This window comes from Vibrio barjaei, assembly GCF_001639065.2.
In the GTDB taxonomy this organism is placed as follows: Bacteria; Pseudomonadota; Gammaproteobacteria; order Enterobacterales; family Vibrionaceae; genus Vibrio; species Vibrio barjaei.
Genome location: NZ_LQXO02000012.1, coordinates 252,439 through 266,551, shown reverse-complemented (window position 1 = coordinate 266,551; position 14,113 = coordinate 252,439). Strand labels below are relative to the sequence as shown.

Sequence of the window (14,113 nt, the reverse complement as noted above, 5' to 3'; positions counted from 1 at the left end):
TGCAAGCTTCATGTTGTCCATTTATGCTTATAAATATGTCCATTTATGCGATTTTGATTGTGAATGCCCGTCATCTAACTCGAATCAACGACGTCCTGTTCTATATCCACAGTGATATAAGCAAAGAGCTTTCAGGAAAAGAGCTCGCTGCTATTGGGGCTTATTCCGAACAGCATTTCCATCGAGTATTTAAAGAAGTCGTTGGTGAGTCACTGCATCAATATATCCGCCGCACAAGAATGGAATACGCAGCAAATCAATTAATGTTCGACACCAAATCTAGCATTCAGCAGATAGCGAACAAGAGTGGTTTTAGCTCAATATCATCCTTTTCGCGTGCGTTCAAAGACGTGTTCAGACTCTCACCCGGTCAGTGGCGAAAACACGATCCTCAAGTGTCACACAAGCCTTATTTAGCGGACCCCGATGTTGCTGCGGGTTATGCCCGAGCTGTGGATCGTCCTATTCCCGCACCTAAGATTATCGATGCGCCGCCACGACGCGTCGCATATATCCGTCACATTGGCTACAACCGCTCTATAGGTAAGCCATGGCAAATGCTCAAAGCATGGGCAAGCGCTGAAAAACGAGACTTTTCGGTACAGTTTGGGTTACATCATTCGAACCCCGCTTGGGTTGAACTAGATAAGTGTCGCTATGTCGCATGCCTAGAAATTGATGCTCCGATCAAACTTCGAGGTACCGTAAACCAAATGACCATTCCGGGTGGTTTACACGCCGTGTTCCGTCTTCAAGGTGTTTACGGTGAGTTGCTTCCGCAAATAAGTAGAATTCAAGAGAAATGGTTACCGCAGTCTGGCTTCAAAGCCAGTGCAACACCAGCTTACGTACATTATCATCGCAATCATTTTTTGGCGTCTGACGAAGTTTTTGAACTGGATTTTTATCTGCCTATCAGTTTTTATTGACCAGTTGCCTCTCCCTTTGCATTTGTTTTGTAACAAAGCACAAACGTGGGCCCTGTTTTCATTAATTGGTACGGTAATTTACTCGTGTCCACGGTAAGCTTGTGCCACTATCCAACCTACTCAACTTCTTATCAATTTGGAGCTTTGGCGATGAAAACAATCTTGGTAACTGGTGCAACAAGTGGTATCGGCTATGAACTAGCAAAAGAACTTAGCCATAAAGGCCACCAAGTAGTAGCAACGGGCCGTAATCCCGAAAAACTGGCACAGTTAGAGCAAGAAGCGAACTGTCATACCATCGCTGCCGACTTAACCGATCCCAACCAGACTGTCGAACTATTCCAAAAGACGCTCGATAAGCTAGGTAGGCTGGACGTTCTAATTAATAACGCGGGTATGAACTCGCGCAAATGCGCTATTGAAGAGTTCACCTTAGAAGAGTTTGACCAACAGTATGCCGTCAACCTTCGAGCACCTGCGTTGTTATGTAGAGAAGCCTTAAAGGTCATGAAACCGGCTAAGTCAGGACAAATTATCAATGTGGTAAGCACAGTTGCTAAACGCTCTAACGAAACCATGAGTGTCTACACGGCAATGAAACAGGGCTTTGCGGGATTTAGTGCAATCTTGATGAAAGAAGCTCAGCCTCATGGAATAAAAGTGACTTCTTTGTTCCCTGGCGGTGCAGACACCAACTTTAGAGAAGCAGACCGCCCTGAGTACATGCATCCAGCAAGCGTTGCATCCACCATCTCTCTATTACTTGAACTGCCTAGTGATGTAGTCATGCATGAGATGACGTTTAGACCGCCGGTTGAAATCGAGTAACCGTCTCCTTTGTAACAGTTGGTATGGGTGCTTGTTGAACGCCACAAAAGTGGTTAATTTAGGAACAGTACCCATTTCAAACACTACACAGAGGGAGCGATGAATGTGTCGTTGGCTAGCTTATCAGGGAACCGCAACTTATCTAGATGAACTAATTTATGTACCTGAACACTCACTGATTAACCAGAGTTTAGAAGCAAGAAAAGGTGCCACGCGAATAAACGCTGATGGTTTTGGGTTAGGTTGGTACACCCAACGTGATATCCCCGGTCAATTCCACGAAGTCATGCCTGCCTGGAGTGACGATAATCTTCGTTCCCTGACGCATCACATTCGCTCCCATCGATTTATGGCACACGTTCGCTCTTCAACAGGAACGAGCGTATCACGCTCTAACTGCCATCCTTTCGTAGTCGACAATTGGATGTTCATGCATAACGGACAAATCGACGAATTTGAAAAGCTGCGCTTCCAACTAGAACGTCTGCTGCCTGAATCACTTTATCACTATCGAAAAGGAACGACCGACAGCGAGCTTATCTTCTTATTGATGATGAAAAATGGCCTGTCGAGCAACGTAAACAACGCCATTATTGAAACCATCAAAGATATCGAAAACGCTAAATCAGAAAGAGAGGTAGCCTTGCCATTTAAAGCCTCTATTTGCCTCTCCGACGGCGAACAGTTTTGGGTCGTACGATACAGTAGTGACCAAGAGCCACCGACTGTTTTTATTAAAGCAGAAGGAGAAAACGTCAGCGTTGCGTCCGAACCTCTCGAAAAAAGCAAAGAGTGGAAACTACTTAAACCACAAACGATTACCCATATACATGGATTGAGCCTAACGACGACGCAAATACCTCTCGATATGTAACGGTTGAGTTTTACCCTGAAGCTCTCAGCCTATAAACCCTCTTGAATGACACTAAAGTTGTTGAACTATTAGAGTTGTACTCGCACACATACGAAGAAACGTACGCGTCAAAGTACGAGTAATTAAGAAAGCACAACATACTCGCGTAACAAGTTTATAAGGGTCAATACCTAGCATGGACCCTTTCTGGGTTGGCTCAATCGCTAATCGATCAATTTACCCTGTTCATCGAAAAATGGATGGGGACCATCACTGTCTTCAATGTAGCTAATATGGGAAACCACCGAATCATTCTCAAACCTGAGCAGTTGAATGGCTCTTGGCTCTAATGAAAAAGACGATGGTGCGTTAGGATCGAGGTCAAGCGTCACCGAATGGCTGTGTGATGGTCCCACCCAAACCGGAATTGAACGCCAGGTCGCGGTGATAGGACGGTGTAAGTGGCCAGCGCACAGTCCACACACGTTATCAAACTGACTTAGCACTTCATACAAGCTGTCTGCATTTGTCAGGTTTTGGACATCCATATGCCCTAATCCCACATGCATTGGCGGATGATGCAGAAAAATAAGCACAGACTTATTGGATAAACGGGCTAGCTGACTTTGCAACCACTCAAGTGTCTGTGAAGATAAAAAGCCATAAGATTTACCAATGACAGACGAGTCTAAACCCAACAAAACTTGTTCACCCTGTTCAACAACAAAGTTGCAAAACTCAGAGTGGTCGAAATCGACTAACTGTTGCAGTCCTACTCGCAAATTATCACGATGATCGTGGTTACCCGGAACGACCCGAAGTGGTATTTGCAGTTTTTTTAGTTCTTGCCTAATGACTTGGTATTCTTGCTCTGTGCCAAAGTCACCAAGATCACCGGTAATAACGACATAATCTGGTCTGGGGTTAAGGTGGTTAATATGTTGCACGGCATTTTGTAAGCATCGCAACGTATCTACCTTGCGATACGCTTGCTTGCCACCTTGTTTGATATGCAAATCGGTAAGTTGAGCAATTAACATAACTTTACTTCTTCAAAGGAATTAAACGACTAGGTTCAAAGGACACGGTCACCACTTGGCCTGCTTGATATTCAGTGCGCTCAAAACAGTCGACCATGAGTTGTGACTGCTTTTGCACTCCGGACAAAGTGACACGGGTTCTGTCCCCTAAAAATACCGTACTCACTACAACACCAGTTAAGGCATCACAATCATCGCTGATGTCCTTCAAGGTAATATCTTCTGGTCTTAGCATGACGCTCAATGGGTCATTTTTAGCGGCTATAGTCGTGTCTATATGCTCTGGTAGTTTAAGGTACTTACCGGTGTCTAACAGCAACTTCCCTGCTTCTACCGTTCCTTCAAATCGATTCATTTGCCCTATAAAGTCGGCGACAAAGCTGTTACTTGGCTGCAGATAGATATCCTTTGCTGAACCAATCTGGGCAATTTCGCCATGGTCGAGAACGGCAATTCTGTCGCCCATCGCCATAGCTTCTTCTTGGTCATGAGTCACATATACTGCAGTGATGCCTAACTCTTTTAACAACGAGCGAATGTCACTTCTCAAACGTTGTTTTAGCAACGCATCCAAAGCTGAAAGCGGCTCATCAAGCAGTAATACATCTGGTTCGGTGATGATGGCGCGAGCTAACGCCACACGTTGACGTTGGCCACCAGATAATTGATGGACGCCTCTTTTGGCATACTTTTCTAGGTCGAACATAGTCAGCATCTGCTTAAGCTTTTGAGCTCGTACCGAAGGATCCACACCACGAACTTTCAGGCCATAAGTGATATTTTCGCTAACGTTCATATTGGGAAACAGCGCATATGATTGGAACACCATCCCGACTTTTCTTTGCTCAATAGGGAGCGAGGTAACCTCTTGATCACCAAAAGTTATTTGTCCACCATTTTCATCAGCAAACTCCAATCCAGCGATAAGACGCAAGGTTGTCGTTTTCCCACAACCAGAAGGCCCCAGTAATACTAAAATCTCTCCCGCTTCTATTTTTAAGTCAGTCGGTTTTAGTGCCAAGGTTCCATCTGGGAAAGTCTTAGTAATATCTTTCAGCGTGATTTCTACGCCAGTCATTGTTTGTTCTAACATTGAGTTCAATCTTAATTGCTTGTAACCGGTTTTCTGTTCAGCATCTGAGCCAGAACCAGCAACGGTAAAATGAGACAAAGGAAAATTAAGGTATAAGCAGAGCTAATCTCTAAACGCATGGAGGCGTACGAGTCAGCCAAACCAACAGGCAAGGTTTTGGTTAATGGCGTGTGAAGCATCCAAGTTAGGTTAAACTCGCCAATAGAGAGAGTGAGGGTCATCAACATACCAGCGACAATACCTGCCTTGCAGTTAGGGACAATGACATCAAAGAAACGCTGCCAAAAGCTTGCTCCCAAGCTCGCCGCGCCCTCTTCCAACACATTGAAATTAATACTTTGCAGTACCGCCAACACTGACTTAACCATAAACGGTAAAGTGAAGATAACGTGACCCACTAAGATAAACGTCCAGTTAGAACGGAAATCACTAAAGTCACCGTAAGCGAGTATTAAACCAAGCGAAATTGCCATACCAGGAATGGCAATCGGCAAGGTTAAGATCTCATCAAACAACGATGCCCAACGGCTTTTGCTTTTCGCCAGCACATAAGCACAAGGTACGCCCACCAGCACATTAATAATGGTGGTCGCGATGGCGATTTGTAGTGTTAGCCAAATCGTATCTGAATAGAGTGACCATACCTGCTCAACCCAACGAAGGGTCAATCCACTTTTCACACCAACAAAATAGTTGTTCGTTAGTCCCGCAACAATCGACATAAAAACAGGAACAATCAGAAACGCACAGACCAATAAAGTGAACCCAAGCTGGATATAAAAGTACTTATCTTTCTTCATTGATTAGCCTCCCATAGCCATAGAAGAGTTACCCTGGCGCTTCGCCAACATCAAACACAACCAAGTCACTAGACCAAGGATTAAGCTCAAAGCAGCCGCCATAGCGAAGTTAGCATTGAGCGTAAATTCCGTGTAAATCGTCATCGGTAACACGTTAATGTTGGTTGCCAGAGTAAACGCCGTGCCAAACGCACCCATTGAGGTTGCGAAACAGATAGAACCCGAAGAAATCAATCCTGGCTTTAACGCAGGTAGCGTTACATCTTTGAAAATTTGCCAACGATTTGCGCCTAATGAACGCCCTGCTTCAAGTAGGTTTTGATCGAGTTTTTCTGCGGCACCCATAACCGTGAGTACCACTCGAGGTATTGAGAAGTATAAGTAACCCAAAAACAATCCCGCGATTGAGTAAGCAAACATCCAGCGTTCCCCAGTAAGCAATAGCCCTGCTTGGGCAAACAAACCTTGACGTCCTGCAAGCATAATGACGAAGAAACCAATCACCACCCCGGGAAATGCAAGCGGAAAGCTCAACATAGCAACCAACAGCTGCTTCCCCTTAAACTCATAACGCGTCAAAAACAGCCCACTGATCGTAGCCACCGCTAAACTCACAACTGTGACTAGGACAGAAAGCGTTACGGTTGAAAAAAGACTCTTCAAGTACAAAGGTCGGGTTAGAATTTGTATGTAGCTCTGAGCACCGCCATCAACTAACGAGACCTGCAACAGTTGCACCACTGGTAACAAGAAAAATGCGCAGCTTACTATTACAGCAGGCAGAATAAGCAAAATAGATAGATGATTCTTTTTCATAAAAACAATGGCGGAAATCTTGTCCGCCAACCATGGTCCGGTGAGGTTTAGTTGACTTCTCTTAGATACAGATCAGCGAATGCGGCTTGGTTTTCAGACATCTTTGCAAAGTTAACAGAACCAACGCGCTGATATTCAGAGTCAGGTAGGAACTTACTCTTCGCATCCTCATCCATCACCCCATCAATAACTGGTCGTAGATATGCCTTTGCCCAAACTTGTTGGCCTTTTTCGGATAACACAAAATCCAAGATTTTTTTCGCGTTGTCAGGGTGTGGCGAGTCCTTCACCATGCTCATTACATAAGGAACAGCAATAGACCCTTCCTTCGGAATGACAAATTCTACATTAGAGAAGTCGTTATATTTGGCGCGATACGCATTAAAGTCATAATCCAATAAGATTGGAATCTCACCCGAAATCACACGTGCATACGAGGTTTGTTTTGGGACAATCGGGCGATTTTTCGCAAGTTTGCGGAAGTACTCAATAGCAGGCGTGAAGTCATTGATATCGCCACCCATTGCCTCATTTACCGCTACCGCACTTGCGTAGCCCACAAACGCACTGGTTGGGTCAAGATAACCGACCATGCCACGATATTCTGGCTTAAGAAGATCTTCCCAACTCTGTGGGACCGGCGCTCCATCTAAAGCATCAACGTTAACGAAGAAGCCAATGGTTCCCGAATGAATTGCGAACCAATTACCGTTTGGATCTTTCATTCCCTCTGGAATTTGGTCCCAATTCTTCGGTTTGTATGGTTCTACTACCCCTTGGTTAGTCGCGTTGATGCCAAATGACACACCATAATAAACAACGTCTGCTACTGGATTGTTTTTCTCCGCAACTAACTGAGACAGAGACTGACCGGAATTTTTGTTGTCCATTGGAACTCGAATTCCAAGTTCTTTATTTATGAGCTGTAATTGCCCTCCCCAGTTCGCCCACTCTGGAGGGCAGTTGTAGCAAATTGCGCTAGATGCCTGCGCTTGAAATGAAGCGCAAGCCAAACCAAATAGCATTCCCGCTAGTTTTTTTGTTTTAGAGCCTAGTGTAAAAGTCATTATATTCTCCAATATGTGACTATTCGTTGTTTTGTAAGTGCGGCACCACGTCAAGTGAGCCATTCATTTGCAATTGATAATCCAGAGCAAGTTGAGTCGAGACGCTCGCCCCTGCTTTGGCGTTAAATAAAATATCTACAGCGACTTGCCCCATTGTTAGATGTGGTACCGCAACCGTTGCGAGAGTTGGGGTGATAAGCTGAGCTAAACTCATGCCGTCAAAACCGATAATTGAGATGTCCGAAGGTACATGTAGACCGTTGGCTTTCACGGCATTTATCGCCTTCAATGCCAGCAAATCATTGCTACAAAACCACACGGTGGGCGCTTGTTCTCTCTGGATAACACTCATCTCTTGGTCACCAAATGGATCAAGCTTGTTTTGGTCTACTTCTAATAGCTCAGTTAATTCCAATCCATTGTCATTAAGACCTTTTTTAAACCCTTTATAGCGCTGCTCAGCACGATCAGATGAGACAAATCGCCCCGTTAACATGCCTACTCTTCGGTGTCCTAATTCCACGACTCGCTGCGCCACATCAATACCGGCTTGATAGTTATCAACAAAAACGCAAGGTTCTTGCTCATCTGAACGGTTGTGTAATAGGCAGTAAGGAAACTTAAAGTCTCTAAGAAGCTTTAATGCTTCATTTTCAGAGGTGTCTGCAATCGTCAAAATGACACCTTCGACACGCTGCCTTATAAGGTCGATAACCGCTTGCTGCTCTTGGCCACTGTCATATTGAGTGTCAACAACCACAACCGAATACCCAAAGTGCCTCGCTCTTTGTTGGATGCCGGTAACTACCTCTGAAAACACAGGGTTAATTAAACTTGGAATCACCACTCCGAGAGTTGGATTTTTATTGAATTCAATTTGGTCATGTCGTCGCTCAACACTGTATCCAGTGAGAGTAATGACCTTCTCAATTCTCTTGCTCGTAGCATGCGCTACAGATTGAGGCTGATTTAGATAACGAGAGATAGTTGCAGGTGACACACCTGCAAGTTCTGCTACATCTTTGATATTCATCGCCTCTCCTCCGTTGTTGAACGCAAGATTAAAGAGGACACATTACAGTTTTATTAAGAATAAAATGAAGAAGCGTTAATTTAGCCGACATATGGGCGCACGTTTGCGACATTTGTCGACAAAATAATTCATGAAACACTTTCGTTTCATTGAATTTAACGGAAGCTAATTAAATTGCAGAGTAATGTGAAATAACGATTAATGTCACAGAAACAAGGGGGAAATATGAGTGTTCGCCGAAAGGATCACGATTATTAAGCTGAAATGCAGAGAAAGAGATTAGATACTCTTGCTCTTTTCTCATACTAAAAAATGCTTATCGCCATCCTTTCGGAAGAATTTACTGAGTTGTGTGGCTATTGGGCTTTGTGAGTGTTATCACTCTCATTGAGATTCTTAATCAACCTAGCGGGTGTTCCACCATATAACGAGTCGGGCGGCACGTCACTATTCACAACGGAATTAGCGGCAATCACAGAACGCGCTCCAATAGTGACACCTTGATTGATCACCACATTACCTCCAATCCATACGTCGTCTTCCACCGTAATCGGTCCACAGATCGTTTCCCAGTTGCGACGCTTGAGATAGTTTAAGTCGTGGCTAGCGCAGTAGAACTGCGTATTGGGCCCTATCAACACGTTGTTACCAATCATGATTTTGGCACCATCTAGCATAGTGACATTCATATTAATAAAGGTCTTTTCGCCAATCGAAATCGTCTTACCAAACTCACAATAGAATGGAGAACGTACAATACTGGAATCTGCAATATTCCCCATTAACTGTTGAAACAGCTCACCACGTAGAGTGTCATCAGTATTTTTATTTATCGCCTGCAATAGAAGGGAGGCATTTTCGCGGATTTGGTTAATGCTTTCGGCGCCGCCATCGAACTCTTCGCCAGCAAGCATTTTCTCGAACTCAGTCATATTGTCTCTCAACTCGGGTCTTTTTTTTACTGCTGAATTGTATCACCAACGCGTCATTCGAGCAGTGGATTAGTGCTTATACCTAAAAGTATTACTATCATCGATAATCTCAATTTTTACCGGTGCTATCCCTTTACTGATTTCGCCAATTTGTTCAAATGACTTGCGAGATAAGTCAATAATTCGACCTTTTACAAACGGGCCTCTATCGTTGATTTTGACGTCCACTGTTTTACCATTAGCGGTATTTGTCACTCTCACGATCGTTCCAAACGGTAACGTTTTATGAGCCGCGGTATAAGCCCTCATGTTATAGCGCTCACCACTCGCAGTGCGTCGTCCGTGGTATTTATTCCCATACCAAGACGCTTGACCTACGAGTTCATGGGATTTGGCATAACTTCGAGTTTTGGAACTATCAATTGAAGTGGTTGAAGAGCAACCAGCTAGAAAAGAGAACATTAATGCAGCAAAGATGAAATTGATCTTCTTGAGACTAATTGGAAACTGAAATTTATTCATATCGTGTTTATCTATTCTTGAACTGTTGACGCTGTAGCAATAAAGCTCATAAAAACAATCGAATGGGACAAAAGCCAACATTCGATATCAATGGCCGATTGTTCCACGACCTAGATGTCTTTCGGTCATGCTCAAGAAAGATTTTAGACATGAAAATACCAAAGTTCACTACCTTTGAGACCTGTGCCAAATTACGTCGTTATTTTGATCTCATAAACGTATCATAAGGCTTTTCACCAAACAGCTTTTGGTATCGCTCAGAATATCGGCTCCATCCATCAATCCCAGATAACACAGTGGCTTCTAGCACTGAAGAGCACTTACCTTGAATCAAAATATCTCGAAATTTAAACAGGTTAACGAGCAAGTAGAATCTTTTGGGTGCAATGAATAAGTACTCTTTGAAAAAAAGGTTGATGCTTTTTGTGCTAATTTCTAATTCATTAGCTATCTGCTTTAGCGACATCGCTCGCGTCGTTTTCTTTTCCATAAGATTTACTATTTTTGTCATCAGATGCTTTCTAGGCCTGCGACTTGGTCCATGCAACGATTGGGGGCGCAGTGGAGGGAGTTCATCCAAAAGAACGGCAATTAAATCAAGGACGGCTTTCGTCCCACCATGCCCTTGTTTCTCAGTCGGTTGTTCAAAGACAAACTTTCCCACCGCCTTAAATTTGTCTAAGTTCCTTTTCGAAACAACAACTGGGACAAGGGAATCACTAAAACTCTTCAATTTTCTAGAGGGCTCAGCTATTTCACTTAAGATAATAGTGGTGTTCTGGGGAATAAATAACGCAAAGGGAACTTCAGAACGACTAGAGATAATGGCAACTTGGTCAGTGTTAATCCAACTACCATTAAAACACACAGACTGACTTTCCATCGTGGTGATCATCAGGGTAATTTCTGGTGAATGTAATCGAGTTTGCAAAGCACATTCAGGCTTGAATAGAGCGGAGTAAAGTGTCAGTGCATGTGGAGTTGTGAATGCTGTATAACGAATTGTCGGACGATTAATTTGTAAAAATCCATACTGACGCTTGGTAACATGGTTTGGTTCAGTGGGAAAATCAAACAGAACCTTGCAGTTTGCTATCGCAGTTATCTCATTAGATAGCTGCTCGAAAGTGAGTATTTGTTTACTATTAGTGACTGCCATTCAGTCCTCTTACCTTCACTTATACCTTTAAAAGGCTAGCAACCACCGCAATGCTTTCTGGGGACCTCAAAAGCACTGCGGGTTCCAAACTACTACGCTATCAATTTGGGTAAATCACTTTCCAGTCATTCTTCATATCTGCGATAGTCCAGCCTTCTTTCTTGGCTTCGTCTAGTCCCTTATCTAGGCGGCCAACCGAAGAATTACGATCATACTTCCACTCTCGCCCTTCATCAGTATGATGCACATAAAGGCCGAACGTGACACCTTCTTGTTGGGTCGTCCATTGTATCATCTGCAAATCACCGTCAGAATTACCAAAAGCCGCAATAGGTTGGCGACCTAGTCTCTTGTGAATACCAATGACCTTACCTGCTTTGTCATTAATATGAGCGACGTTTGGCAACCGTTGGATCTCAATACCATCACTAGTGTAAGCGAACTCTGTCTCTATTTCGCTGCCAATAACGTACTCTGGAGAGATACCATACACCTCCTCTGTCCAGGGACGCATAAAATCTGCACCTCCACCAGAAACTATGTAGGTTTTAAAATCATTATCACGAAGAAAGTCGATCACTTCTAACATCGGTTGATAAATCATCTCTGTCAGAGGCTTTTTAGTGATTGGGTGTTTAGCGCTCCTCACCCAAGCTTGCACCATTTCCTCAAATTCCACAGAGTTCATACCGGAATGCGTTGCCATGACCATTTTCAGCAATCCTTCCTCACCATGAGACAGGGCTGCTTTTATATCGCCGTTCAGAACAGATGCAAACGGCTCTTCAGTTTTCCACTCAGGGTGCTTCGGAGCAAGCTCTTTAATACGGTCTAAGGTAAAGAACAATTGAAAATACATCGGCTTCTCGGCCCATAACGTACCATCGTTATCAAATACCGCAATACGCTCTTCAATTGGAACGTAATTTTCAGAGCCTTTTGTGGTGACGGTTTCAACAAATTCAACAATAGCAGATTTAGTAGCGCCACCGTTCCAAGAAGGTAAAGGATCAGGATGCTGCGCTGCGAAAACAGGAGTAGATAAAATAGCTAAGCACAAGAGGCTTTTGATAGGCATTTTCATAATTTGTTCTCAGTAATTAAAGGTGTCTTCTTTGACGTTAGGCATCAGTGAGATGGTTAACCTGAACTGAAAGAATTATGCATTGCATTATCTAAAAATAATCTGCAAAAACGGAAAAGTTAAAAAAACGCTATGCCTAAAAGCCATAGCGTTCAATACATTATCGAATTGTGATTTCCTATCGCCCTTCAATGTTACTCATTTAAGTCCAGTTCATTATGAATCAGAGTTACGCATTGGGAAGCAAACAACATTTTAGGACCAAGGCTGATTTTCTCTGTGCCTAGCCGCTTTAAACTATTAAAGCTCTTCTTCGGCATTGGAATATGGTCGGTAAGAAGAAAACAGGAATTACCGACAAACTGTTGTTCTCGAATGAAGGTACCTTTCTTATCCATCATGTAGAGCTGGTAATCTTCAGCCAGTTCTTGAACCAGCTTTTCGAAACTAATGGTTCGTACAGTAATACCCGCTTCAACCTCACGCTCTTGCTCTTTCCCCATACCTTGGGATACGTCTAATGCTCTGGCAACTTTATCGAGTAGCACTTTCTCATGAAAGCCACCAACATTACTGATGTCGTTTGAGCTAAAGCGTATAGTGCGAGAGTAATCTTTAGTACTTTCCAAGACGAGGTAAACCACCACATCTTCACGATGAGACTGCGCGACAAAGATCGTGTTCATCAACGTGTGAGCTAAAATTTCGGTGTGTGCCTCCTGACCAACGGAAGCGAGAAGTTGCTGGCTTTCTGTAGGGGCGGAACGAGCTCGTAGTACAAAGGCGCGCATAGATGTAAAATCCTACTTAATGAATATGACAAATAGCTTAACCAAAGTGTTCTATTGCCAATAAGGCAATGATCACTGTGGGTCGCCATTATCACAGTTTTGCTCGATGATGTAACGGCAATAATTTAGCTAATTACAGAAATAGCCTTCAGCAGGATGCACTTAGAACAAAAATAATTGAGCCATACTTATAACTTGTTGAGGTTGCCAGACGTTTCACTGATTCGAACTAATCGCTTGTGGTAGCATTGATAATCATCGACACGGATCCACACTATCATCATGCACTCACGACTTCTTGCCTTACCCTCCGCTGAACAAGAATATATAAATCGCTTGTGCGACGTGCTTCAGTTAGTCGCAAGTAATAATCTTGTTGGTATCTATTTACTTGGCTCAGCAAGTCAGGGGAGTTATGTTGTGGGTGAAAGTGATTTAGACGTCCAAATGGTGCTAGACCAACCGCTCTGCGACGCTCAAAAACAGGCCATCATAGAGGCGCTATCGCACTCTCGCCTACCCTGTCCTGCAACCAAATTGGAATTCGTGGTTTATCACAAAGCCCAACTGCACACCGCACAATCGCTGCACTACTCTATTAATTTCAATACGGGTCGCACCTTAGAGTATGACTACGTTTCGTTTGACCATAATAATGATCCTAGGCATTGGTTCCTACTCGACATTGCAATGGCCGGCAATTGGGCGATAACCTTAGTCGGTGAGTCGTTTAATCGCATATTCCCAAACATTGAACCATCTCTTTTGTTGCAAGCAATGCACGAGTGTCTCACTTGGTTTAACAAACATTATCCGGACAGCAAAGATTGCTATCAGTGCGCTTGCCGCATTCTTAGCTATCTATTACGGGGAGTGTTGGTCAGCAAACGGCAGTCATTATCAGAGGTGGGGTTAACGGAACAATGGAAGAGTTTACCTGCTCAGGAGCTTGTGGAATCAGTAATTCAGCAGCTAGAAGTGAAGATTGCACACCAATAACCAAGCTGGTAGTGGCACGACGCTATTGTGTTCGCGCCACATACTCAAACTCATTAACACTTATTTATGAAGCACGATTATTCACAGTACTTGCTCGTGGAATATATCGTTCTACATTATAAGATGAACAATTAAGCTTACTTCCCTATTACTAAACTCACTAGAAA

General features: G+C 43.6%; 15 protein-coding genes. 4 read left to right on the top strand and 11 right to left on the bottom strand.

Annotated features, from left to right (window positions below; genetic code table 11):
• Positions 1–23: 23 nt before the first annotated feature.
• The 3 genes from AWH66_RS07660 (at position 24) to AWH66_RS07650 (ending at position 2,631) form a co-directional block, all read left to right on the top strand.
• Complete coding sequence (locus AWH66_RS07660) at positions 24–929, top strand: AraC family transcriptional regulator (protein WP_394629354.1); 906 nt, start codon at positions 24–26, stop codon at positions 927–929.
• Between the two features lie 150 nt (positions 930–1,079).
• A complete protein-coding gene (locus tag AWH66_RS07655; RefSeq protein WP_063605433.1) occupies positions 1,080–1,757 on the top strand; it encodes an SDR family oxidoreductase in 678 nt (225 codons plus the stop codon).
• A 103-nt stretch (positions 1,758–1,860) separates the two neighbouring features.
• Positions 1,861–2,631: a class II glutamine amidotransferase gene (locus AWH66_RS07650; RefSeq protein ID WP_063605434.1), complete on the top strand. Its 771-nt coding sequence runs from the start codon at positions 1,861–1,863 to the stop codon at positions 2,629–2,631.
• 203 nt (positions 2,632–2,834) lie between these two features.
• Here the strand turns inward: AWH66_RS07650 and AWH66_RS07645 are convergent, their stop codons facing one another.
• The 11 genes from AWH66_RS07645 to trmY all read right to left on the bottom strand — a co-directional run bounded on the left by AWH66_RS07645 (position 2,835) and on the right by trmY (position 12,947).
• Positions 2,835–3,650: a phosphodiesterase gene (locus AWH66_RS07645; protein ID WP_063605435.1), complete on the bottom strand. Its 816-nt coding sequence runs from the start codon at positions 3,648–3,650 to the stop codon at positions 2,835–2,837.
• A 4-nt stretch (positions 3,651–3,654) separates the two neighbouring features.
• Positions 3,655–4,743: an ABC transporter ATP-binding protein gene (locus tag AWH66_RS07640; RefSeq protein WP_063605436.1), complete on the bottom strand. Its 1,089-nt coding sequence runs from the start codon at positions 4,741–4,743 to the stop codon at positions 3,655–3,657.
• Positions 4,744–4,754: 11 nt separating this feature from the next.
• Positions 4,755–5,543, bottom strand: a complete 789-nt coding sequence (locus AWH66_RS07635) for an ABC transporter permease (RefSeq protein WP_006072328.1) — start codon at positions 5,541–5,543, stop codon at positions 4,755–4,757.
• 3 nt (positions 5,544–5,546) lie between these two features.
• Positions 5,547–6,359: an ABC transporter permease gene (locus AWH66_RS07630; protein WP_038222552.1), complete on the bottom strand. Its 813-nt coding sequence runs from the start codon at positions 6,357–6,359 to the stop codon at positions 5,547–5,549.
• A gap of 47 nt (positions 6,360–6,406) precedes the next feature.
• Entirely contained in the window at positions 6,407–7,426 is a 1,020-nt protein-coding gene (locus AWH66_RS07625) for an ABC transporter substrate-binding protein (RefSeq protein ID WP_063605437.1), read from the bottom strand.
• Between the two features lie 19 nt (positions 7,427–7,445).
• A complete protein-coding gene (locus tag AWH66_RS07620) occupies positions 7,446–8,459 on the bottom strand; it encodes a substrate-binding domain-containing protein (protein WP_063605438.1) in 1,014 nt (337 codons plus the stop codon).
• A gap of 356 nt (positions 8,460–8,815) precedes the next feature.
• Positions 8,816–9,391, bottom strand: coding sequence for a sugar O-acetyltransferase (locus AWH66_RS07615; RefSeq protein ID WP_063605439.1), 576 nt, complete (start codon positions 9,389–9,391; stop codon positions 8,816–8,818).
• Between the two features lie 69 nt (positions 9,392–9,460).
• Positions 9,461–9,913: a septal ring lytic transglycosylase RlpA family protein gene (locus AWH66_RS07610; protein ID WP_063605808.1), complete on the bottom strand. Its 453-nt coding sequence runs from the start codon at positions 9,911–9,913 to the stop codon at positions 9,461–9,463.
• A gap of 199 nt (positions 9,914–10,112) precedes the next feature.
• Positions 10,113–11,072: a hypothetical protein gene (locus tag AWH66_RS07605; RefSeq protein WP_063605440.1), complete on the bottom strand. Its 960-nt coding sequence runs from the start codon at positions 11,070–11,072 to the stop codon at positions 10,113–10,115.
• A gap of 100 nt (positions 11,073–11,172) precedes the next feature.
• Positions 11,173–12,156, bottom strand: coding sequence for an HAD family hydrolase (locus tag AWH66_RS07600; RefSeq protein ID WP_063605441.1), 984 nt, complete (start codon positions 12,154–12,156; stop codon positions 11,173–11,175).
• Positions 12,157–12,350: 194 nt separating this feature from the next.
• Complete coding sequence (gene trmY / locus AWH66_RS07595) at positions 12,351–12,947, bottom strand: tRNA (pseudouridine(54)-N(1))-methyltransferase TrmY (RefSeq protein ID WP_006072313.1); 597 nt, start codon at positions 12,945–12,947, stop codon at positions 12,351–12,353.
• Positions 12,948–13,229: 282 nt separating this feature from the next.
• On the opposite strand from trmY, the gene AWH66_RS07590 reads away from it, so the two are divergent.
• Positions 13,230–13,946 carry a hypothetical protein gene (locus AWH66_RS07590; RefSeq protein ID WP_063605442.1) on the top strand — a complete coding sequence of 239 codons (717 nt, stop codon included), beginning with the start codon at positions 13,230–13,232 and terminating at the stop codon, positions 13,944–13,946.
• Positions 13,947–14,113 lie beyond the last annotated feature (167 nt).